A 22,979-nucleotide genomic window follows, 5' to 3' on the forward strand; every position below is an offset into this window, starting at 1 on the left:
CGCCCCCACACCCTCAACGAACAGGACACCTTCCCCATGGTCACTTCACGATCCGCTCTCTCACGTGAGGAGATCGTCACCCGACTGCAGGAGATCCTCGGCACCGACCAGGTCGAGACCGAGGCGCAGGCGCTGCGCGAGGCGAGCGTCGACCGCTTCAAGAAGTACACATCCGTGCACGGCATCTTCGACGGTCCGATCCCCTCCGCGATCGCCTACGCGCGGTCCACCGCCGACGTGTCGGCGATCCTCGCGTTCGCGGACGAGAACCTCGTCAACGTCGTGCCCCGCACCGGCCGCACCGCGACCGAGGGCGGACTCGAGACGATCGTCGAGGATTCGATCGTGCTCGACGGCTCGCGAATGGACGCGATCCTCGACATCGACCCCGTCGACATGATGGTCACGGCCCAGTGCGGCGTTCCGCTGCAGCTGCTCGAAGACACCCTTCGGGCGCAGGGCCTCACGACGGGGCACTCACCGCAGTCGAAGCCGCTCGCGCAGATGGGTGGACTGGTCGCGACCCGGTCCATCGGCCAGTTCTCCACGCTGTACGGCGGGATCGAGGACATGGTGATCGGGCTCGAAGCCGTGCTGCCCGACGGCGAGGTCGTACGCATCAAGAACGTGCCGCGACGCGCCGCCGGACCCGACATCCGCCACATCATGATCGGCAACGAGGGCGCGCTTGCCGTCATCACCGAGGTCACCGTCAAGGTGTTCACCTACCAGCCGGAGAACAATCGTTTCCTCGGGTACCTCGTCGACTCGCTCCCGGCGGGCGTGGCAGGTCTCCGCGAGATCATCGTCGCCGGCTACCGCCCGTCGGTGGCACGCGCGTACTCCGAGGAGGACGCCGCGCAGCACTTCTCGCACTTCGCCGACGGCAAGGCCGTGGTCGTGGTCGTCGCCGAAGGACCGAAGGGCGTGGCCGACGCCACAGCCGCCGGCGTCGAGGAAATCTTCGCCAGCATCCCGCACGAGAAGGTCGACCCCGCACTGATCGAGAACTGGTTCGACAACCTCAATTGGGGGCAGGACAAGATCGACGCCGAGAAGCGCGAGATGCTCGAGAAGGCGCGCCTCGGCTACACGACCGAGGTATCGATCGACTGGTCAGGCGTCGAGGAACTGTTCGAGTCCGTCATGCGCCGCGCACGCACCGAGTTCCCGCGCGCGGCGGACCTGCGGATGCTCGGCGCGCACTCCTCGCACAGCTACCAGACCGGCACCAACTTGTACTTCGTCTACGACTACGACATCGCCTGCGAGCCGCGCGAAGAGATCACCGAGTACCACGAGCCCCTCAACGCGATCGTCGTGGAGGAGGCACTGCGCCTCGGCGGCTCCATGGTGCACCACCACGGCATCGGCAAGTACCGCACGCCGTGGACACATGAGGAGCACGGCAGCGCCTACCGGCTGCTGCGCACCCTCAAGGACGGGCTCGACCCGCGCGGGATCATGAACCGCGGGACCATCTATCCCCTGGACGACGTCGCCACGCCCGAGGCCGAGATGGCGACGCGGGCGTGAGCGCGTCGGCGGCGGGGTACGTCGTCGCGATCGACAACGGCTCGCAGAGCACGAAGGTCCTGATCGTCGACGGCGACGGGACCGTGCACGCGAGCGCCCGTGTCGCGCTGCGGCCGTATTCGTCGCCCGCGCCGGGTCGATGGGAGCATCCGGACGACGACCTGTGGGACTCGATCGTCGCCGCGACGCGCGCCGCGGTCGCCGACTTCGCGGGGGATCCGGCCGAGATCCGCGGCATCGGCCTGTGCACGATCCGCTTCTGCCGGGCCGTGCTGCGCGCTGACGGATCGCTCGCCCAGCCGGTCATGAGCTGGATGGACGAGCGTCTGCCGCGCGCGTACGAGCGTGAAACCGACGAGGCGGTGTACGTCACAACTTCGTCGGGGTACATCACTCACAAGCTCACCGGAGAGCGCCAGGATGCCGCGGGCAACGTACAGGGCAGCTGGCCTATCGACACTGCACACTGGGCCTGGAGCATGGATGCCGCCGAGTATGAGCGTGTGGGTCTGGGACGGGAGATGTTGTTCGACCTGGTCGCTCCAGGCGAGGCACTCGGCACTCTCGCCTCCGAGGTAGCACTGCTGCTCGGTCTGCCCGCGGGAATCCCCGTGATCGCGACGTCGAACGACAAGGCCGTCGAAGCCCTGGGTGCAGGGCTCCAGGACGAGGGGGACGCATTGTTGTCCCTGGGCACGTACGTCGCGACCATGACGCCAGGGGATCGTCCGCTGCCACCGCATCCAGACGTGTGGACGAACTTCTCGTCACAGCCCGGCGGATACCTCTACGAAAGCGCCGGAGTGCGACGCGGCATGTGGACGGTCAGCTGGTTCCGCGACGTCGTATCCGGGTCCATCGAGGCAACGTCGGAAGATGACCTCAACCGCGGTGCCGACAACGTCCCGGCTGGCGCGGGCGGCCTCGTCGCTGCTCTGGACTGGCTCGCGCCCGCGGATGAGCCGTGGCGGCGCGGGGCGCTGGTCGGCTTCGACGGCACGCAGGGACGGTTCCACATCTATCGGGCGATCCTCGAGGCGCTCGCGATCGAGACCGAGAGCGCTGACGCCCGTGCGCGCCGCGCGCTCGGGCGAGACCGTCGTTCCCTCATCGTCACCGGCGGTGGAAGCGAATCGGATCTCATGCTGCGCATCCTGGCTGCCGTATATGGGGTACCCGTGCGCACACCCCGTGTACGTGACGCAGCTGGTATGGGGGCAGCGATCTGCGCGGCCGTCGGGACGGGGCTGCACCCCACCTGGGCTGACGCCATCACTGCCATGGTGGGGACAGGACAAGAAATTCAGCCCGACCTCGAACTCGTCAGCGCGTACGGGGAAGTCCGTCAGACGTACAGACGAGTGATTCCCCGCGTGCGGACGCTGTTCTCCCCATAAGCCACTCACGGCAGATGTCCCGCGATACATGCAGAAGGGGAGCTCGCCCGAGGTGGAAGAGCTCCCCTTCGCGGGGCCGAGGTTCGACGTCCAGGTCTACTTGGAGCCGTATCCAACTGGGTTGCCCAGGGAGGGCGTGCGCGGCGTGCATGCACAGTCGGACAGATCCAGCTCGAGCTGGATGGTGACGGCGAGCGGGGTGCCGTCGCGGGGGTCTTCGATCGTGACGTTCTTCTCGATCAGCTGGTTGGCCATGTGAGTACTCCTTGGGTTGATTGCGCCCCGCGGGGCGCTGGGTGGTGGTTCGAGCGGCCGGTCAGCCGACGGCGACGCGGGTGGGCTCGAGCTGGATGACGGGCGCTGCGCAGCAGCTGCTGCCGGCCCCGTCGAAGTCTCCGGATCCGCCGCAGACGCCGGTGTCGGGAAGGACGAGCTCATTGCGCTCGGCGCCTGCATGGTCGCCCGCGAGGTGGGCGGCGACGCTGCGAACCTGCTCGAACCCGGTGAGAGCGAGGAAGGTGGGGGCGCGCCCGTAGCTTTTCGCGCCGACGATGAAGAAGTCCGGCTCGGGCTGGGTGAGGTCGCGGGCCCCGGTGGCGCCGATCGATCCGCAGGAGTGGACGTTCGGATTGATCTCTTCCGCGATCCCGGCGACCGCCTCCAAGGACGCATCCAGGTCGATGCGCATCTCCGACAGGATGCTCACATCGGGGCGGAATCCGGTCAGCGCGAACACGCGGGACACCCCGTCGACCTCCTTGCCGTTCTCCGCGACGATGCGCAGCCCCGCCGCCTCGTCGTGGAACTCGGCGACGCGGAAGCCCGTCACCACCTCGACAACACCGGCTTCGATCACCTTGCGCGCTCGGGTGCCCAGAGCTGCACGCTCGGGCAGTTCATCGCCCGCTCCACCACCCAAGACGTTGCCCGTCGTACCGCGACGCAGCAGCCACGTCACCCGGGTGCCTGGGGTTCTGCGCGCCAGCTCGCTCAGCCGGAGGACGGCATGCACTGCGGAGTGCCCGGCACCGATCACGACCAGGTGCTGCCCCGCACACGCGGAGACATCCTCCGGGATGCGGTACGAGATCCGTGAGGCCGCGACCGCGGCCCGCTCGCCGAGCGCGGGCAGCCCGTCCGCCCCGGCAGGGTTCGGGAGCGTCCATGTGCCGCTGGCGTCGATGACGGCGCGCGCGGAGATCCGCCCTTCTGCCCCCTGCGTGTCCCGGGTATGCACGATGAACGGCTGCCCCTTACGGCCGCTGTCGACCATCAGATCCCGGCCCTTGCGGGCGACACCGGTGACGGTCGTCGAGTAGACGACGCGGTCACCGAAGACGCGGGCGAGCGGGTCCAGGTAGCCGGCGACCCATTCGGCTCCCGTGGGGTAGCCCGAGTGCGGTGCGGTCCACCCGGTCGGCTCCAGCAGACGCCGGGCGGCCGTGTCGGTGAGTTCCGGCCAGCTGGAGAACAGGCGCACATGCCCCCACTCGGACACCGCAGCAGCTGGCTCATCGCCTCGCTCAACGACCGTCACGGCGATGCCACGCTCCGTCAGGTGGGCGGCCGCAGCAAGCCCTTGGGGGCCGGCGCCGATGACTACGACGGGAAGCTCGTTCATCACATCTCCTCAAATCGAAAAACTTCAATATGAATAGCCTGCTCCTCCTATCGAAGTTTGTCAATGCGTGCGATACTGGTGTCATGAGTCTTCCTGCCACCCTCGACACCTCGAAGTCCTGCTGCGCCCCTCGGGTGACAGCAGCGATCACGGTCGAGGACGCGGAGCGCGTCGCACGGGTGTTCAAAGCGCTCGGGGATCCGACACGGGTGCGCCTGTTGTCGCTGATTGCCGCCGGTGACGGTGGGGAGGCGTGCATCTGCGACCTCACCGCGCCGGTCGGACTGTCGCAGGGCACGGTGTCGCACCACATGAAGTTGCTCGCCGACGCGGGGCTTGTCACCCGCGAGCAGCGAGGGAAGTGGGCATACTTCGCGATCACCGACGGGGCGCTGGACGCCGCCGCGGACACCCTGCGTTCGGTGTGACGGCCCGGGCCCCGGGCTCCCGGTTCGGGGGGCGGCTTGTCGCGCTGTCGCTGGGGCAGGTCATCAGCTGGGGGGTTCTGTTCTATGCGTTGATCGTCGCCTCGCCCGCGATCGCGGACGCGACAGGGTGGCCCGTGGCGCTGGTGACGTTGTCGTTCTCGGGTGGACTCGCTGCGTCGGCGATCGCGGGCGTCGTTGTCGGGCGCTGGCTCGACGAGCGTGGGCCTCGGATGATCATGACCGTGGGAAGCATTGTCGGTGCGGGTGGGCTGGTCATCGTCGCGGCCGCGCCGAATCTTGTCGTGTTCACGGCGGGGTGGATCGTGGCGGGGACCGCGCAGGCCGCGGTGTTGTACCAGGCCGCGTTCACGGTGATCGCTCGCCGGTATGGAGACCGCCGCCGGGGTGCGATGACGATCCTCACCCTCGCGGGAGGATTGGCGTCGACCGTCTTCGCTCCTATCGTCGCCGTGTTGCTGACGGTGATGGATTGGCGGTCGGTGTTTCTTGTCCTCGCCGTCGTCCTCGTGGTGACGACCACACCGCTGCACTGGTTCTTTCTCGAGTCGTCCTGGCCGCCCGTCGTCCATGATGCGTCGGCCGATCACCATACGGTGGCGAGCGTGGTGCGCACGCGGCGCTTCTGGATGCTTGAGGCGTCGATGCTCACCTTGGCGGCGGCGCTGTTCAGCGTCACACTCGCGATCATTCCTCTGTTCACTGAGAAGGGGATGACGTACGAGGTCGCCGCTTGGGCGCTGGGGCTGCTCGGCGCCGGCCAGGTGATCGGCCGACTGCTGTATGTCGCCATCCCACACGCCGCCGCACCCTGGGTGGCGTTGGCGGCGACGGCGGGGCTGAGCGTCATCGGGCTTGCTCTGCTCGCGATCGTGCCTGGGCCGCCGTGGCTGCTCATCAGTATCGGCGTGGGGGTCGGAGCCGTGCGCGGTGCACAGACGCTCGTGCAGGGCTCTGCCGTCGCTGACCGGTGGGGCACGCGGAACTACGGCTCGATCAATGGTGTCTTCGCCGCACCGATCACGGCGATCGGTGCGGTCGGTCCCGCACTCGGCCCGCTCATCGCGGTGGCGACGGGGTCGTACTCCGCCATGGCATGGGTTGCTGTCGGGTTCGCCGGGCTTTCACTCATTTTCGCCCGCTTCACCTGATCTCGCCGCCCGGTCAATGCCGCCCGCCTCCGAGCTGCGAGACGCACCGGCGTGGACAGGGGTCGTTGATCCCGCTGCGCGGGTTGACGTGCTCCACGCTTGGGTAGCGATCTGCACCGCATCCCAGGGGGAGCCGAGCGGCGGGGTATAGGACAGGTCGAGGTCGCTGATCGCGTCTACGGACATGCTGTGGTGCAGTGCTGTCGCGAACGTATCGACGCGCTTGGATATCTCGGCGCTGCGCGATCCGAGCAGTTGCGCGCCGAGGAGACGCCCCGATTCGAAGTCTCCGGTCACGCGGATGTGGATGGGGGTGGCACCGGGGTAGTAGCGCTTGTGGTCGTCGGCAGTGACGGTGTGGCTGTGCGGTCGATGCCCCGCGGTTTCGGCTTCGTGATCTCGAAGGCCCGTGCGGGCAGCCACCAGGTCGAACACCTTCACGACCTGGGTTCCCAGGCTGCCGTGGAATCGCGCATCGGCGCCGACCGCGTTCGCGCCCGCGACTCGCCCTTGTTTGTGCGCGGTCGTGCCGAGCGGAAGATACGTGTCGCCGAGAAGGCGATGACGGGTGATCACACCGTCCCCGCCCGCCCAGATCTGCGGGATCCCTGTCTGCATCCGTTCGTCCACGATGACGGCGCCGCCGGCTCCGGTTCGTGCCCCGATTCCGGTGAGGAGCTCCACATTGGGGCGCACACCCACCACGACGAGGACCAGCTCGGCGCGACGCACGAACGGGGCACCGTCGCGGGTGCCCTGGACCGCGAGGAGCCCGCTGTCGCGGCCGATATCGTGCACCTGCATGCCCGTTTCCACCGTGACGCCGTTGCGGTCGAGCTCGTCGCGCACGAGCGCTCCGAGTTCCGTGTCGAGGGTGGAGAGCACCTGGGGTCCGCGTTGCAGCTGCGTGACCTGGAGCCCGCGGATGGTGAGCGCTTCGGCCATCTCGAGGCCAACGTACCCCGCGCCGATGATGATTGCCGTCGACGGTTGATGCTCATCGAGGTAGTTCTCAAGAGCGAAGGTGTCACCCATCGTGTGGAGCGTATGCACCCCGTCCGCAGGCCCGAGCCGGTCGGTCCCGTGGATACCCGCCGTCGAGGCGGATGCGCCCGTCCCGACGACGAGCGCATCGTAAGGAATGGCGGACTCCGCTCCACCGTTGTTCCGCACGGTGAGTGTGCGGGCATTGACGCTGATGCCCGTCGCGAGCGTGTTGGTGCGCACCTGGAGACCGGCCGCTTCCAGATCGGCAAGCGTGCGATGTGCGAGCGACTGCCACGGTTGCACCTCCCGCGAGAAGTAGTAAGGGATGCCACAGATCGAGAAGTTCGGGTATGCATCGGCAACGACGACCGTCACATCAGCGGATTCGTCCACCTCTCGGGCACGGAGCGCCGCGGAGATTCCTGCGTCACTTCCCCCGATCACGACCAGGTGCATGTGAGTCCTTTCTGTCGAGACCTCGCCGCCTGCGAAGCCTCACTGACGCGCGCGACGTCCGCGCACCTGATCATCGCGTCGATCACGGCACGATCCGACACCCGGGCGGGAAGATCAACGAACCCTTTCGCCCCCGTTCACCCCGCGTTCATATAGATAGCCTTCTATAACTACGTCGGATAGACAAGCATCTATGTGAAGCGGCGATTTGACTGCTTCATCCCTCGAATACCTGAGATGAAGGAAGCACACGTGCGAAAGTCCACAGCAAAGATCTTCGCGTCCACCGCATTGGTCGTGATCGGGGCACTAGCCCTGAGCGGGTGCGGCGGGCAGTCCTCTGGTGGCGACACCTCTGGATCCGGCGCGAGCGGAGGCGGACTGACCGGTTCGGTGAACACCGACGGTTCATCGACCGTCGCCCCGCTGACTGAGGCCGCCGCCGATCTGTTCCGCGACGAGGAGAGCGGCGTGAACGTCTCGGTCGCGACGTCGGGAACCGGTGGTGGCTTCAAGACGTTCTGCGCCGGTGAAACGGATGTGTCCAACGCGTCACGTCCGATCAAGGACGAGGAGGCCGCCGAGTGCGAGGCCGCTGGCATCGAGTACACCGAGATCATCGCCGCCAACGATGGCCTGTCGGTCATCGTGAACCCGGAGAATGACTGGGCGGAGGACTTGACCGTCGAGCAGCTCAACCTGATCTGGGGTCCCGAAGCGGAAGGCGAGATCACGAACTGGAATCAGGTCGATTCCAGTTTCCCCGACCAGGCCATCACGCTCTTCGGCGCCGGCACCGACTCAGGAACGTTCGACTATTTCACCGAGGCGATCAACGGCGAGGACGGTGCGATCCGCACCGACTACAGCCCCTCCGAAGATGACAACATCACCATCCAGGGTGTCGCCGGAGACGTCGGCGCAATCGGGTTCCTCGGTCTCAGCTACGTTGAGGAGAACGAAGGCGTCATCAAGGCAGTCGCCGTCGACGGCGTCCTGCCGAGCACCGAGACCGTGCAGGACGGCACCTACACGCCGCTGGGTCGCCCCCTGTTCATCTACGTCAACAACGCTTCGTACGTCGACAAGGAGCAGGTGAAGTCGTTCATCGACTTCTACGTCGCCAACTCCGCGGAGATCGCTGAGCGTGCACTGTTCGTGCCGCTGACCGAGGAGCAGGTCACCATCGCCACCGACGAGCTCGCCTCGCTCGGCTGAGCACCGCACTCTCCATGACCGCCATCATTGAACGGCGTGGGGGTCCGGCTTCCGGCCGGGCCCCTGCCCCCGCCAGCAGCTTCGCCGGCCGCCGCCGCCCCGGCGAGTTCCTCATCAAGCTCGCCCTGCGCCTGGCTGCAGCCGTCACCGTCGTGACGACGGTAGGGATCCTCATCGCGCTGCTTATCCCGTCGCTGAGCTTCTTCGCCGAGGTCCCGGTCCTGGAGTTCCTGTTCGGCACCCGGTGGGCGCCGCGCTTCGCCGACGCATCGTTCGGCGTGCTGCCCCTGGTCACCGCGACGTTGTGGACCACGCTCATCGCGCTGCTCGTGGCGGTGCCGTTCGGGCTCGGGGCTGCAACGCTGCTCGCCGAGTACGCCCGCCCCCGCGTCCGCAAGGTCCTCAAGCCCTTGCTCGAGATCCTCGCTGGCATCCCCACGGTCGTCTACGGATTCTTCGCCCTGCAGTTCGTGCAAGGCACCGTCCTGCGGGACTGGCTCCACCTTCCGACCGGGGCGTTCAGTGTCCTCGCGGCGGGCCTCGTTATGGGTGTGATGATCATCCCGACGATCGCGTCGATCGCAGAAGACGCCATGTCCGCTGTCCCGCAGGCGCTCCGCCAGGGCAGCGCCGCGCTCGGAGCGAACCGGATGCAGACCACCCTCCGTGTCGTGTTCCCCGCCGCCCTGTCCGGGATCGTCGCGGCCGTCGTGCTGGGCATCTCCCGAGCGGTCGGCGAAACCATGATCGTCGCCATCGCCGCCGGCAACCAAGCACAGCTCGTCACCAACCCGCTCGATCAGGGGCAGACGATGACGGGATTCATCGCCAACGCCGCCCTCGGCGACTCCCGTGTCGGGAGCCTCGAATACAACACGTTGTTCGCGGTCGGGCTGCTGCTGTTCCTCATCACCCTGCTGATCAACTTCATCAGCATCCGATTCGTCCGCCGCTTCCGGGAGGCCTACTGATGTCCCCCACCTCGACGACCGCGACGCAACCGTTGCGCGCCTCGGCCCCCATCGCGACCGGCCGCAACGGTGAGATGCGACCGAGCGCACTCGCGTTCCTTGTGCTGCTGTGGCTCTCCCTGTTCGTCGCATTCGCGGTGCTCATCACACTGCTGATCACGATCTTCCTCACCGGGCAGAACAAGCTCTCCACGGCGCTGCTGTTCAACTTCCCCTCCGCCGACCCTGACGAGGCCGGAGCCCGGCCCGCCATCCTCGGATCCGTGTGGGCCATCGGTGCGACCGCCGTGATGACACTCCCGCTCGGGATCGCCGCCGCCGTGCACCTGGAAGAGTTCGCCGACCGGAAGCGGTGGTTCAACCGGTTCATCGAACTCAACGTGCAGAACCTCGCCGCAGTGCCCTCGATCGTGTACGGGCTGCTCGCGCTCGCCTTCCTCTCGATGCTCGGCGTCACCAACAAAAACATCGTCATCGGCGGGGCGTTCGCCCTGACGCTGCTCATCCTGCCGGTGATCATCATCGCGACCAGAGAAGCACTGCGCGCGGTCCCGCGAGAGATTCGCGACGGATCCCTCGCACTCGGCGCCACCCAATGGCAGACGACGTGGAGACAGGTGCTCCCCGCATCCGTTCCCGGGATCGCGACCGGCTCCATCCTCGCGCTCTCCCGCGCACTCGGGGAGGCCGCCCCGCTGCTCGTGCTCGGCGCGCTGGTGTACATCACCTTCGACCCGAACGGGCTCCTCAGTGGCTACACCACGCTGCCGATCCAGATCTTCAACTGGACCGGCCGCCCGCAAGAAGGGTTCCACGAACTCGCCGGCGCCACCAGCATCCTGCTGCTCGCCGTCCTCATCCTGATGAACGCTCTCGCGATCTTCATCCGCAACAAGTTCCAGAAACGGTGGTAACCATGAGCACTCCCACAGGCAGCGCCGCGACAGCGACGCACACGAACTTCCATGCCGCAGAAACACGACGGCTCGCCGCCACCCCCAGTGGCCTGATCCGCTGCGAAGACGTCAATGTGTACTACGGCGACTTCCGGGCCGTGACCGGCGTCAACCTCGAGTTCGGGCGTAACGAGATCACCGCGCTAATCGGACCCTCCGGCTGCGGAAAATCAACGCTGTTGCGCTCCCTGAACCGTATGAACGACCTCGTCGATGGTGCCCGCGTGGAGGGCACCGTCCTCTTCCAAGACGAGGACATCTATGCCAAGGCCGTGGATCCGATCGAGGTTCGTCGGCGGATCGGCATGGTGTTCCAAAAGCCCAACCCGTTCCCGAAATCGATCTACGACAACATCGCCTACGGCCCCCGGGTCACCGGGATGAAAGTCGACAACATGGACGACCTCGTCGAAGAGGCACTGACCCGCTCCGCGCTCTGGGGCGAGGTGAGGGACAAGCTCAAACAATCCGCGTTCGGTCTCTCCGGTGGTCAACAGCAGCGCCTGTGCATCGCGCGGACGATCGCCGTGCAACCCGACGTGATCCTGATGGACGAGCCCTGCTCCGCCCTTGACCCGATCGCCACGTCTCGGATCGAAGACCTCATGCACGAGCTCCGCAAGGACTACACGATCATCATCGTCACCCACAACATGCAGCAGGCAGCACGCGTGGCCGATCGCACCGCATTCTTCACCGCCCTCGCCGACGAAAGCACCGGTGACCGCACCGGCGTGCTCGTCGAGTACGACCTCACCCGCAACATCTTCGAGCAGCCGCAAGACCAGCGCACGGAGGACTACATCAGCGGACGATTCGGATGACCTCCCCGTCTGGTGGTGACCCGCGGTTCGTTCTGCACGGACGCAGTTCGGAGATCCTTCGTGGAAGCTTCGCTGAGTTCAGGCATGCAGGCGTCCCGATAGCGGTGCACGCTGAGATCGTCGATGCGCTGGCAGACTTGGCCCACGACTACGAGGCGTCGCTCGTCCTCGCCGGCGGGGAGTCAGTTGACCGGCTGGCGGCCATCGTGCAGATCGCCGAGCCGGTGTGCGGAGGACCGATCTTCTTCGGGGTGAGCGAAGACACGGAGACGTCGATGATTGAAGCCGCGATGCGGGCAGGAATGCGTGGCACCATCCGCCTCCCCATCACCCCCGACCGATTGCGTGAATTGGCCCGCTTGCACCCACGGACAGGGCCGCTGGACCGCACCCTCCGATTCGGGGAACTGACCCTCGACATCACGCACCGCAGCCTCCGTTGGCAGAAGCATGCGCTGTTGCTTCCTCCGCGCGAATTCGAACTCCTGCATCAGATCATGCGCGCGTACCCGGAGAGCGTGAGCATTGACACACTCGCCCTCGCCTTCGGCTCCGACCTTGAGGATCCGCACGCCTCTGTTCGCGTCGCCATGACGAAGCTGCGCGCACGGCTGGCGACTTTCGCCCCCGCACAAGCCCTCATCGAGACGGTGCGAGTCGCCGGCTACCGGCTCGCGTCCTGAGGCTCCACTTTGAGCTCGACCAGGAGTTGTAGCACCCGGGCGCGAATGTCGTCTCGAACGCCACGAAGACCGTCTTGGTCGAGCTCCAACGGATCCGGTAGATCCCACTCCATGTAGCGGCGCCCAGGGAAGACGGGGCACGCATCCCCACACCCCATCGTGATGACGTAGTCGGCGGCACGCACCACTTCATCGGTCAGCGGTTTCGGGAACTCTCCCCACAGCTCCACGCCCACTTCCTCGAGCGCAGCGGCAACACGAGGGTGTGCACCCTCCGCCGGTGAGGAACCTGCGGTACGCACGTGCACCCGGCCGCCCGAAAGATGACGTAGCAGGGCTCCAGCCATCTGCGACCGCCCCGCGTTCTGAACGCACACAAACAGGACCTCAGGAGTGTCACGGAGAACCAGGCCCTGACTAGTCGCCAGTGCGTCCAAGCGGTCGGCCGCGTACCGAGCGGTCATCGTCAACAGGTGCTCACGCACTCGCGTTCGCTGGCTCAGCAACAGGTAGCTTTGGGCGACATAACCGGCCACTGTCTCGCGGCTGAAGGTTGAACTGAATCTGTAAGAGAGGTCGTCAACGACGGTGGCCACAGCGCGTGGGAGAGCCGTGACGGGAGCCTCGGGGGTTGTCGGCTCAATCGACTCACTCAACAGCAGTCTCCCGAAACGGACCCAGGCATCGACGGTCGGCACCCAGACATCGTCATCGCTGCGGATGAGATCGACGAGCTCCAGCGAGTGGATTGCTTGCTCGACGACCGAGAGATCGGCATTCAGCACAACCGCTATGTCCGGCGCTTTGATACCGGAAGCAAGCGCGCTGAGAACACGGAGCGTGTCGGGGTTACCGAGAACCGACACTTGACCTGCGCGCTCCCGGGCAGCACGCTCGCCGAGAGGGCTTCCCACTCGGTGCTGCGACTCCTCGCTCACCGCAGAAAATCCTCAACGGCGCTGCGGCGCGTCGGGTGCACGGAGAGCCAGCCGAGCTTGCCGTCCTGCTCACGTGCCAGGAACCCGTCGTCCAAGAGAATGCGGACGTGATGGGTCACTGTCGGCTGCCGCAGCCCCAGCGCCTCCGTCAGTTGACCTACGGTCGCCCGTTCATCAGCCGAGCCCAGCACGATACTCAAAATCTGGAGACGAGTCGGATCAGCGACCGCCCTCAGCGTCCGCGCCAGCTCTTCGGCCGCACCACGATTGAGCGCAGCTCCGACCCGAGGCTTCGGTGCAGGCTGAGCGGTCATGCCAGGATTCTAGTTGCCGAACCTTGCGACCCCCTCAGACGTGCCGGTGCTCGAAACGTGCGGGACTGAGACGCGACTACTTCGCGAACATGTCGCCGCGAAGCTTCGACGCGGCGTGCAACCGAAGTAGCTCGATACTGAGGGCTGCGCTTGCCGGACTGCTCTGCGACAAGCTCTTCGCAGCAGCTGCAAGGGCGGGACGAGCGGCATCCCGCTCAAGAGCAATCAGCATGTCGACCGAGACTCCGAGCGAACGTCCCCGCCAGACAGCACCAGGCGTCTGCAGTTGCTCGACAAGGAGGAGGACCTCCGCCGTCGGGTTGGATGCCCGGGCGAGAGCGCGTGCGAGGATCGCCGCATCAGCGTGGATCGGTCCGGGTTCGGGTCTGATGTATTTCCGCCCCTCGGTCAAGGTCGTTCGTGCCTGCTTGGCGAGATCTGACATACCGGCACTATTGTCGCTCAATGCGCGGGTGGCGAGGTTTGCAGGGTTCTCGCGGCTGAGCTCGTGCAGGGCTTCAAGCACGATGGCCTGCTCTCGCTCGCCTTGCTCCAACGCAGTCGCCAGAAGGTTCGCAACGCCGGCCGGCATGCCATCAGCGAGATCTGCGAATTGGTTCACAGCGGCGCTGAGGAGTTTGCGTCGTGTCGCCGGGAACTCGATCCCGAAGTTGTCGAGGTAGAGGTCGCCGGCGAGGCTCGCGCCGAGGGCTGTGATCGGCGACTCGGCGGCTTGAGTGTCGTATTGAACGACGATGTTGATGAGGTCATCGATGAGGTGCTCTCGACGCTTCAGCAGGCGGCCCGCCGCGAGCAGCCACGTGTTGCGCCAGTGACTTGATGGAACGAGTTCGCGCAGGTTCTGCAAGACGACCTGTTCGTCACCATCGGTGATCGCGCGAGCCGCCATGTATTCCTGCAGCGATCGCACCTCGAACTCATACTTCGATGTCTTCGGGGAGACGAGCATGACCAGTCGCTCCGTCGACAGTTTGAGGAGAGTCGTCGCGATCGACTCCGATTCACTCTCTTCGAACCCAGCCGCGCTCAGCCGGCGGCATAGGATACGGGAGATCTCGGCTTTCGTGAGGATAGCGTCCGAGTTACCTGGTCGCTCAGTTCTTGCTTGCAGCTTGAGCCCGGCCTGTTCGTGAAGATGGTCGATGTGTGGGCGCAGCGACTTCAGTTCCGTGAAGGCTTCACTTTTCGCCAGTTCACGGTCGTAGACGACGCGATAGTACCGGTCGAACAGCTCGAATCGATCCGTCGGAAGGTCGACTGCTTCTTCAGCGAGAGCAGTCATGATCGTCACCTGCAACGGTGTGGTCATCAGTCGTTGCGTCACTCGTTCATGGACGGCCGTGATGAGCCTTTGTGCAACCTGCTCGGCGAGGTCCGGATCGTCGACCGCCCGCAACGCGGTGAGTGCTTCCGAGTAGCTAATCGCTTCTGTCTCGGTGAGTTCAGACAGGATGATCTGCGTGCAGGGAAACGCATCGTCGAACTCCCGCCGGTATCCCTGTGGGCGTGTTGTGGCGACGAAGAGCACGTCCGCCTTCTCAGAGCTGAGCTCGCTCACTAGCGCTGTGACGGCCTCGATGAGCCGGCTGCGGATCTTCGCGTCAGGCACCTCGTCAAGGCCGTCGAGCACGAGGCATGACGGCCAGGTGCGCAACCAGTCCAGCAACGCCCCTGGGTCCGACTTCTTCCCCCGAATCAGGATGGAATCTGCAATGTAGGTGAGCAATGAAAACGTCGACGGGGAGGATGCGATTGCGGCCCCCGCCTTTGCCAGCTCGATCACGAACGGCCACCGACGTTTCTGCGGGTTCGGGATTCCCGCCTTTCTGAGCCGTGCGTCGAGGCCATCGAAGGCGAGCTGCGCCCTCTCGCCGTACTCCGCGACGTTTGTGTCAGCGAGGAAGGCGACACGATACGTGTGGGCGATCACTTGGGCGATCGTGCTCTTGCCCTGACCTGGGCCTCCAACGATGACCACCCCGCGAGGCCCCCGCCCTGAGACGGTCGACAAGTGGAGGTCTCCGATTTGCACCGTCTCGGCCGCGGTCATCAACCGCAGGTGGCCCTCCTCGCCCGCGCGCGCCTCCGCAGTGAACGGCAAATCGATAGCGATGTCCGCGAGCCTCACCTTCGACGCGTCGTTGTACCCCGCGTCGCCCGTTCGAACCCATTGCCTGTTGATGAGCTCGGCGACTGCATGCCCAGCAAGCCGGTCCACCTCGAGAGCTGTCTTTTCCGGGAGCAGTTCGGCGACTTGCGCAAGAAAGTCGCCGGTGACGATCTGCTCCAGGTATCGCTGTCGAATGGACGTGTGGGTGTCGAGCATGACGCGAATCTCGTCGTAGTCCCACACGTACCACCCACGCAGCCCCAAATCTTCCGCGTTGGCTGCAAGAAGCTGGTCGAACTGGTCGCGGCCGCCCGTGTCTTTGGTCCCCGTCAGCACAACGTTGGTGGAGAACAGCAGGTACTCCGGCGTCTTCTCGCCGACCCTCCTCTTTACGAGCCAACCACGCAGCTCGGAGCGGACCTCGTCAAGGAACCAACGCCAGTCAGCCGTCGTCGATACAGGCTTCTCGTTGTACTTCATTTGAATGACGCCGTAGCCATCCCACTTCGCGCCCGCCCCGACCGGGAAGTCGACGCGGCCGTCGAACGTGGCGTCGCGCTGCGCGTCGCGACCTGACCCAAACGGCCGGACACCATTGCCCAGCTCAGCCTTTGCAAGCGCTTGGAGCATGTGCTCGAACTGCTGCCAGCCCATTCGGTTGAGGTTGTAGTGGCCCACAGAGTCCCTCCGGGTCAACGTCGACGCCTATGAGGCGCATTAGAGACATTCTGTACCAGTGCTGCTGCCTATCCGGCTGAACCGGCGAGCGAACGCGTTCGACCGTACGGGGTTCTCCCGGCGACGAGAAACGATCCCAATCCGATCACCAGCGCGCACATTTGAGCCGAGTAGGGCGAGGCCTGAGCTCCGCCCGCCTGCCATTGAACCGATCGGATCCTCGACGTCAATGCCCAGGGAACCCTCCCCTTCCGGTGAAGGCTCATCTACGCTGTCGCACATGGATGAAACCGATGGCCAGCCACGGCCCCGCCCTTGGCAAGCACAGCCATCCACCGATGTGATCGCGGCGTTCACTGACGCCGTCGCTCGGTTGAACGCCGACGGGGACTTCATCGTTCGAGCGCTGACTGACCAGCTGCTCGCAGAGCGACCGATCGCGGACCAGGAAGAGCTGACGCCGCAGGAGATCAGCTATCTCACCCGGTCCAAGGCCTTCACGCCCGAGTCGTTCGAGAAGACATCGACTCGGGTTGCTCGCGGCGGTCTTCTGGCGAGCGAAGCGAGCACCCTTCTGACGGGCGTGCTTCAAACCATGTCCGCGTCCGCAGCCGCTGCCTTCTTGAGTATGGACGAGGACTCGCTCTTCGCCGCCGCCGATCGTGGCGAGTTGTACGCCGTCGATGTTGCCCACTCCAGACGGTTTCCGTCGTGGCAGTTCAGTCTCTCGTCGCCAGGAAAAATCCTGCCGCACCTGACCGAGATCATCGACATTGTGAAAGACAAAGGATGGGTGTCGGTATCGGCTCTCATGGCGACGCCCCAGTCGATCATGGTCACCGACGGGCACCAGAGCCCTGTGGAATGGTTCAGGCGCGGCGGCGACGCGGAGACCCTGGCTCGGATCATCGAGGCTCAGAAGTGGCGATAGAGCTCCTGCTGGGGACGTGAATTCGTGCGCGCCGCCGCTCTCGCATGTCACCTACGGCGTTTGGCCTCGAGCTGCGAGAAACTCCGTCGCCGTCTCAACCCGATACCGCTCGTCGACGTAGTTTGCCGGAGTGAGATTTCGGGTTACGAAGAGCGTGCTCAGGCGAAACTGCTCGCCTTCAGGCGGGTCCCCGAGTCCGAGGCGCGTCGCAATGCTCGCGACGTGGGGCGCTAGTTCGCTCTCCTTGCGGGCTAGCTGCGTGGCGTAGCAGGGCTTGGCCCCGCGGTCTCCTACCTGGTCCCGGAAGAAGGTGCGCAGTTGGCGTGCCGTCTCAGCGAATCCGTGCACCGACGCAGGATCCTTCGCCTCGATTAACCAGATGGTGCTATCGCCAGGGCGTCCGCACACGAGGTCAACTTCGGTCGTGAGAATCGGCACGCCGAGTCGCGCGTGGTCGTTGGGTTTCACGCGGGCGACCGTGGTGTAGCCGAGTTCCTCTAGCCGGTCTTGAAGGAATCTTTCGAACCGAATATTGCGGCGCGCACGGCGATCCGCAAGCGCGTTGCTGACAGGCTGGGGAACGTCTCCCGCCCAGGGAAGAACTCCTTGGAGGAGGTGGCGGTAGTAGACCTGGAAGGACGTCAGTAAGTACTGCGGGCTGATAATGAGTCGTCCGTCCGAGTCTTGCACCAGCGGTTGCACGAGGAGCCGGTGACGCCGTGTGCGCGTTTGCCAGGGTTTCCACTCCACGGCTTGCATCTGGACGGCCGTGCTGGTGAGCATCCGAATAGCGGCGTCAACACGCGTTCTCTGCGACTCATCCGCGTCCGGGCCCAGCGCGTCACAGACCCATGCTGTTGCCTCGGCCACGGTGACGTGCGCGGTCGTCCTGCTTGGCTCGAACGTTTCCCACTTTGCGAGGGTGGCGAGTGCGGCGAGCATGTCCTGCGACGTCGCTCCCCATGCCGGCTGGAACGCATCTTCGACGTCGTCTTCTTCGTTCGCCTGTTGCAGCGAGTCGTCGTCTTGAGTGCCGTGCAATCGGACGCTCGCAGCTGCACGGGTCAGTTCGTCGTTTCGCAGGCCCCACGCCGATGCGTCGGGATGCGGATCGTCGTCAACTGCCAGCTCGTACATCGGGCTGAGGTTGATGACTGCGGGCGCGACTTGGTGATACATCCGCTCACTCAGCGTGGTCGCGGTGAGGTACGCATCTGCGGCGGCAAGAAGACCGCTCCACTCCTGAGGAGTGATCGGCTTCACCGCCGCCGGATTGCCCAGGATGCGCAAGGCAGCCTCCACCACGATCTCGTTACACTGACGAAGCTGAAGTGTCTCCGCCGAGAGCTCGGCCGTGCGGGTGAGCGGATCCCATTCGGTCGCGAGATTCGCTGCGACTCGGGATAGATCGTCTTGCTGATGAATGGCACTGTCCATCACCCCCGCCAGCTGCTCCATCCCCGTGAGCACCACCTCGCTCACGTCGTGTCTCTTGATTCCTTCAGTCAGGGTCTCGAGAGCAAGGGGCGCAAGATGCTCGCGGATGAGTCGATTCGCGTCGTCCGCTCGGTACTCTCCCGGTTGAACGCCGGCGTCGTGGAGTCGTCGTCCCAAAGCCGCAACCATGCGGCTCTCATCAGAGGGTCGTAGACGCCACGGATCAGGCAGGTGATTGAGAGTGGTCCGGGCCTGCTTCATCTCCAAGATGAGAAAGGGTCTCGCTGTGCGCCACTGGTCGCGGAGCGCCGCTCCGGTGTCGATATCCATGCCGCCCGCGCGGAGCAGATCGAACACTGCATCCGCTGTTAGGAGATTCGCCGCGTGCGGATCTCCATTCGCCGAGTCTGCGAATCCCTCGACATCGATGCGCCACAAGAAGTTGACTGGTTCGTCGACGGCACGCGCGTGCGGGTCGAGATACGGCGTGACCACACCGGGCGGTTCACCCGAGACCGTTTCCGATGCGTGGAGGTAGAGGACGTATCCGGGCACATCGATCTCCTGGTGCGCGAAACGCCATCGATCACCAAGCGCAGCGAAGCCGTAGATTAGCCCGCCGCAGAAGTCGAAGAAGAACCGTCGGTGGTCGGCAGATGCTTCCTCCAGGCTCGCCCGTGCCACGGCAACGGGAGGTTCGGTGAGAGCGAGAGACCACCCGTCAACACTCGGCGCGATGTTGACACCGCGGGTGGCGTCGTACATGGGGTCACCTGCGATCATCGCGACGTTTGCGACGGGCCCCGGGGCGACTTCTGCCGCTCGGAGGTCTCGAATCGGGGGAAGCCCAACCCTGAGGAGCGCCACTTCGAGATCCGATAGCTCTACCGCTCGATCCCACTCGGCCTCGCCCGCGTGCGCTTCAAAGTAGACGGCATTGGGTACCACGCCACCCTTGAAAAAAGACTTGCCATTGGCTTTCCATGGCTCCCAGTAGTTGATCGCTTCCCATCCGAAACTCTCAGGGAAATCGGGAGCGCTCAGGTCCCGCGTGAATGCGTAGAGATCATCGTCGGACGTAGCCGTTTCCGCGATCCAGGTCAGGTCTTCGAGCGCGAGTTTTGCTTCGCCGACCGCCTGCGGCACAGCGATGTGACCGGGCGCAGCGAACACCGTCAACGGGATGACCTCCGCGCCCGGCCTGACGGTTCCTCGTCGCCCGCCCGCCATCCGCACCGGCACAGGGTCTGATTGCGACCTCACCTGTTTCGCCAGCTCCACTGAGCCGATGTATGGCGCCGGCGCGGCCCCCAGGTCGGGGACGTAGATGACTGAGACGGCGATGAAAGTGGACGGGTTCACCGGCACCAACCACTGAACGTCAATCCCGCGAAGCGGGGAATCGAGGCCTTCGCTGTTGGGAGGAGCTTCGATCAAGCTGTTGGAAAAGCGCCATAGGGACTGGCGAATCTGGTTCAGGCAAGAACTCCGGAGGGCTCGTCGTGCTTGCCCGTCCCGGTCGAGCGCAGACACCAGTTCTCGTACGGCATGGGCCATGATCTCTGGGATGAAAAGTGGCGGCACCCATCGATGTGCACCCGCCGAGTCAGCGAAGCGAAGGTACCTCCCGAACGGGCTGGAGAGACTCTCCGCGTCGAACGTGGCCCGACTTGCGGAGTTCGTCATCCATTCCAACGCCCTTTCATCAGCTTCACCGAGTTCGATGTGGTCGAGCGGGTTCAGGTTGAGGAGGGCCCGCGTCGCTTCGTACTCCGCGTCCGGCAGGGAGACCTCGTCGTTGAGCGCGAGGTCCGGGGCTGGTACCCATGCGTCTGCAAGGTGGCGGGCGCAGAAGTCGCCGTACTTCATCGCCACGTTCACCACGTTTGCGATGCCGAATTGAAATCGTCTGTGAAGCCGACCGTCTACCGCTTCCGCCATTCTGAGCGCACGCGTGAGGTCGGCGACCGGCCGTTCGGTGAGGCCAGGCACCGCGCGCAGCGGCTCAGAGCCGACCGCGAGGAAGACAGTTCGAGTCGGGTCGGTGGGGATGAAATCTTCACGCGCCGGGCCGATCCCATAGGTGGTAGCCGCTAGATCGGACAGTGCTTGGATCGAAGGCAGCGGCTGGTATTCGTCTGGCGCCGGAGCGGCGGAGGCTCGTAGCGCAGCCGCGAAGCTGCTCCCCAATGTCACCGACCGATGCCTGTTGCCGGGGGACGTGGCGGCGGCGAAAATCAGCGTCCAGAGCTCGTCCGGATCGTACGCTGAAAAGGCCAGTTCGAGTGCGTCGGGCTCCCGTCGCGCGGCGCTCACCGCCCGCGGTTGAGATCGAGACCGCTTGCTTCTCCGAGTTTTCTTGCTCTTTCCCACGCAAGCATTCAAGCGTAAGCCAACGACATCCGCACTGATTACTGAGCGTTGAAAGCGTTGCGCCGGGGAGGAAGGTGGCGAAGAGTTGGGGTGCCGCCTCGAACGCGCGGACGACAGGTCTCCTTCAACGCCGCTGCTCCCGGGCCAGGGAGCTCTTGACCGCTCTCACCTCGTCACCTCGCGGGGGTGCATACACGCAAAAGCGCGCGTAAGATATTGCGTGTACGCGCTAACCAGATGACGACACGAGGAGGCAAGATGGCCGTGAAGAAAAGTCGCACTCGTGCCGCCTCCGCTCGCGAGGCGACTGTGAACCGCGGCACAGTGACAGGTCGATTCCTCAACGGGAACCCGAAGCTCGTCGTGGCGACCAAGGCCCCCGCAAAGACCGACGTACAAGCCGGTGTCGAGCGCCTTGCGCAGGTGGCGAAGACGTCAAACGTCGACGTATCCGTGTTCAACGCACTCATCGACGAGCTCGCCGATGCCATGACCGACCGTCAATCGACCGAGCTGGGCCTCACAGAGCAGGAAGCCAACTTCCTGATCGAGTCTGGCGATTTCACTCCGGAGGAGCTCGCCGAGGCAGCCGCATTCGTCACCAGCGGTGGGATCGCCAAGCTCGAGCGCGAGACTCACGTGCGCGCCCTAACCAACACCTACACCGCATCCGAGGTCGCAGCGCTCCTCGGCATCGATGCCTCCAGTGTGCGTCACCGCCAGAGCAAGAACACCTTGTACGGCTTCCGGGCAGGAAGGATCCGCCTCTACCCTCGATGGCAGTTCATTTCCGGCGATAGGGTCTCGACGATCCCCCACCTCCCGCTGCTCGTCCGAGCGATCCCGTCCGACTGGGATCCGGCCGACGTCGAAGGCTTCATGACAACACCTCAAGACGACTTGCGGTCGAGCGATGAGTCTGTCGACCCCCAGGAATGGATGACGCCGATCGAGTGGCTGGCTGCCGCGAAGGATCCTGCACCCGTAGTGGACATCCTCGAAGACGCCGACATCACGTGAGCCCGTCGAACGCGAAAGTCCCCGCAACACCCCCGGCGCCGCTCACACTCGACGCGAGTGAGCACCTGAGATCATTCGATGGGATCCTCTGGCGGGTCTTCGCTACGAGAGGTGCTCACCCACAGGCGTGGGATGAGCTACGGCACTTCGGGCCGATCAGAACCATGCGCTTTGACCCGCATCCCGAGCCGCAGCAGCACCATGCCGATTATGGCGTGACGTACGCAGCTGCCGGATCTACAACAGCTCTCGGCGAGGTGTTTCAGAAGGGCCGACTAATCAATCGGCGCGTTCGTGGAAACACCCTCGCGGCTTGGCGGCCGACGCGTGAGCTTCGGTTACTGGATCTCACCAGCAACTGGCCCGTGATCAACGGGACGACCTCTTCGATCCAGATGGGGCCTAAGCGATACACGCGGAACTGGGCGAATGCGATCCATGACCAGCTTGGGTCGAGCATCGACGGGCTCTACCATGTGTCATCGATCGACTTCGGCCCGATGGTGACGCTGTTCTCGTCCGCCGAGGGCTCGTTCCCGCCGCTGCCGTTGGTGCACACCCGACTGGACTCATCCAGTGCGAACGTGTACCTCGCGAAAGCCGTGAAAAGGCTCGGCTACCGCGTTAAGAAATAGAACCGCCCCAGGACGGCAGTCCGCGATTCTCGGATTATCAGATGACGCTCGATCCACCCGTACTCTCAGTGCTATGCCAAAGCGTTCCACATTGCAGACTCTCGGCGGTGCTGTCGAAGGATTCCGGGACTTCGCGGCGGCGATCAAGAGTGGAGTGCCCACGGTTCGAAAGGGGTCAATGGCGGAGGAAGATCAAGCCCTCGCAGGAAACATCGTCATCCCTCATGCCATAGTCTCCGGGCTCGTCCTCACCGCTGCGGACCACGTATCCGCCTG

The 22,979-nt window shown here is 64.9% G+C and carries 19 protein-coding genes; 12 read left to right on the forward strand and 7 right to left on the reverse strand.

Annotated features, from left to right (window positions below; all coding sequences use genetic code 11):
* Positions 1-36: 36 nt before the first annotated feature.
* Positions 37-1,536, forward strand: a complete 1,500-nt coding sequence (locus tag OB895_RS10365; RefSeq protein ID WP_017201960.1) for an FAD-binding oxidoreductase — start codon at positions 37-39, stop codon at positions 1,534-1,536.
* On the forward strand, positions 1,533-2,933 hold the full coding sequence (locus tag OB895_RS10370) for an FGGY-family carbohydrate kinase (protein ID WP_017201961.1): 1,401 nt from the start codon (positions 1,533-1,535) through the stop codon (positions 2,931-2,933). Before OB895_RS10365 ends, OB895_RS10370 begins: the two co-directional genes overlap by 4 nt.
* 96 nt (positions 2,934-3,029) lie before the next feature.
* Here OB895_RS10370 and OB895_RS10375 read toward each other — a convergent pair whose 3' ends face one another.
* On the reverse strand, positions 3,030-3,188 hold the full coding sequence (locus tag OB895_RS10375; protein ID WP_017201962.1) for a hypothetical protein: 159 nt from the start codon (positions 3,186-3,188) through the stop codon (positions 3,030-3,032).
* Between the two features lie 61 nt (positions 3,189-3,249).
* Entirely contained in the window at positions 3,250-4,554 is a 1,305-nt protein-coding gene (locus tag OB895_RS10380) for an FAD-dependent oxidoreductase (protein WP_151460106.1), read from the reverse strand.
* A gap of 83 nt (positions 4,555-4,637) precedes the next feature.
* Between OB895_RS10380 and OB895_RS10385 the strand changes: the two genes are divergently transcribed.
* Both OB895_RS10385 and OB895_RS10390 read left to right on the forward strand, forming a co-directional pair.
* Positions 4,638-4,982, forward strand: a complete 345-nt coding sequence (locus OB895_RS10385) for an ArsR/SmtB family transcription factor (RefSeq protein ID WP_311877373.1) — start codon at positions 4,638-4,640, stop codon at positions 4,980-4,982.
* Positions 4,979-6,151, forward strand: a complete 1,173-nt coding sequence (locus tag OB895_RS10390) for an MFS transporter (RefSeq protein ID WP_017201965.1) — start codon at positions 4,979-4,981, stop codon at positions 6,149-6,151. Before OB895_RS10385 ends, OB895_RS10390 begins: the two co-directional genes overlap by 4 nt.
* Here the strand turns inward: OB895_RS10390 and OB895_RS10395 are convergent.
* The gene (locus OB895_RS10395; protein WP_017201966.1) at positions 6,125-7,594 is read right to left on the reverse strand and encodes an FAD-dependent oxidoreductase; all 1,470 of its coding nucleotides are present in this window, start codon (positions 7,592-7,594) and stop codon (positions 6,125-6,127) included. The two genes, OB895_RS10390 and OB895_RS10395, sit on opposite strands and share 27 nt — an antisense overlap.
* Positions 7,595-7,846: 252 nt before the next feature.
* Between OB895_RS10395 and OB895_RS10400 the strand changes: the two genes are divergently transcribed.
* The 5 genes from OB895_RS10400 to OB895_RS10420 all read left to right on the forward strand — a co-directional run bounded on the left by OB895_RS10400 (position 7,847) and on the right by OB895_RS10420 (position 12,246).
* A complete protein-coding gene (locus tag OB895_RS10400) occupies positions 7,847-8,812 on the forward strand; it encodes a PstS family phosphate ABC transporter substrate-binding protein (protein WP_026049689.1) in 966 nt (321 codons plus the stop codon).
* A gap of 14 nt (positions 8,813-8,826) precedes the next feature.
* Positions 8,827-9,783 (forward strand): phosphate ABC transporter permease subunit PstC, encoded by a 957-nt coding sequence (gene pstC / locus OB895_RS10405; RefSeq protein WP_017201968.1) that lies wholly within the window; start codon positions 8,827-8,829, stop codon positions 9,781-9,783.
* Positions 9,783-10,697, forward strand: coding sequence for a phosphate ABC transporter permease PstA (pstA, locus tag OB895_RS10410; protein WP_017201969.1), 915 nt, complete (start codon positions 9,783-9,785; stop codon positions 10,695-10,697). The genes pstC and pstA overlap by 1 nt, the downstream gene beginning before the upstream one ends.
* Positions 10,698-10,789: 92 nt before the next feature.
* Complete coding sequence (gene pstB / locus OB895_RS10415; RefSeq protein WP_225855885.1) at positions 10,790-11,563, forward strand: phosphate ABC transporter ATP-binding protein PstB; 774 nt, start codon at positions 10,790-10,792, stop codon at positions 11,561-11,563.
* 104 nt (positions 11,564-11,667) lie between these two features.
* Positions 11,668-12,246, forward strand: coding sequence for a winged helix-turn-helix domain-containing protein (locus tag OB895_RS10420; protein ID WP_017201971.1), 579 nt, complete (start codon positions 11,668-11,670; stop codon positions 12,244-12,246).
* On the opposite strand, the gene OB895_RS10425 is transcribed toward OB895_RS10420, so the two are convergent.
* From OB895_RS10425 to OB895_RS10435, 3 genes are all read right to left on the reverse strand, one after another.
* A complete protein-coding gene (locus OB895_RS10425) occupies positions 12,228-13,184 on the reverse strand; it encodes an arsenate-mycothiol transferase ArsC (protein WP_270366663.1) in 957 nt (318 codons plus the stop codon). The two genes, OB895_RS10420 and OB895_RS10425, sit on opposite strands and share 19 nt — an antisense overlap.
* On the reverse strand, positions 13,181-13,498 hold the full coding sequence (locus tag OB895_RS10430) for an ArsR/SmtB family transcription factor (protein ID WP_040568244.1): 318 nt from the start codon (positions 13,496-13,498) through the stop codon (positions 13,181-13,183). The genes OB895_RS10425 and OB895_RS10430 overlap by 4 nt, the downstream gene beginning before the upstream one ends.
* A gap of 76 nt (positions 13,499-13,574) precedes the next feature.
* Positions 13,575-16,283, reverse strand: coding sequence for an NACHT domain-containing protein (locus OB895_RS10435; protein WP_020372869.1), 2,709 nt, complete (start codon positions 16,281-16,283; stop codon positions 13,575-13,577).
* Positions 16,284-16,587: 304 nt separating this feature from the next.
* Between OB895_RS10435 and OB895_RS10440 the strand changes: the two genes are divergently transcribed.
* Positions 16,588-17,238 carry a hypothetical protein gene (locus OB895_RS10440; protein ID WP_151460108.1) on the forward strand — a complete coding sequence of 217 codons (651 nt, stop codon included), beginning with the start codon at positions 16,588-16,590 and terminating at the stop codon, positions 17,236-17,238.
* 51 nt (positions 17,239-17,289) lie between these two features.
* On the opposite strand, the gene OB895_RS10445 is transcribed toward OB895_RS10440, so the two are convergent.
* Positions 17,290-21,048, reverse strand: coding sequence for a hypothetical protein (locus OB895_RS10445; RefSeq protein WP_311877393.1), 3,759 nt, complete (start codon positions 21,046-21,048; stop codon positions 17,290-17,292).
* Between the two features lie 258 nt (positions 21,049-21,306).
* On the opposite strand from OB895_RS10445, the gene OB895_RS10450 reads away from it, so the two are divergent.
* Together OB895_RS10450 and OB895_RS10455 are read left to right on the forward strand one after the other, a co-directional pair.
* Positions 21,307-22,068, forward strand: a complete 762-nt coding sequence (locus OB895_RS10450; protein ID WP_017201976.1) for a hypothetical protein — start codon at positions 21,307-21,309, stop codon at positions 22,066-22,068.
* On the forward strand, positions 21,984-22,703 hold the full coding sequence (locus OB895_RS10455; protein ID WP_083512992.1) for an RES domain-containing protein: 720 nt from the start codon (positions 21,984-21,986) through the stop codon (positions 22,701-22,703). The genes OB895_RS10450 and OB895_RS10455 overlap by 85 nt, the downstream gene beginning before the upstream one ends.
* Positions 22,704-22,979: the final 276 nt, after the last annotated feature.

The organism is Microbacterium forte, assembly GCF_031885415.1.
In the GTDB taxonomy this organism is placed as follows: domain Bacteria; phylum Actinomycetota; class Actinomycetes; order Actinomycetales; family Microbacteriaceae; genus Microbacterium; species Microbacterium forte.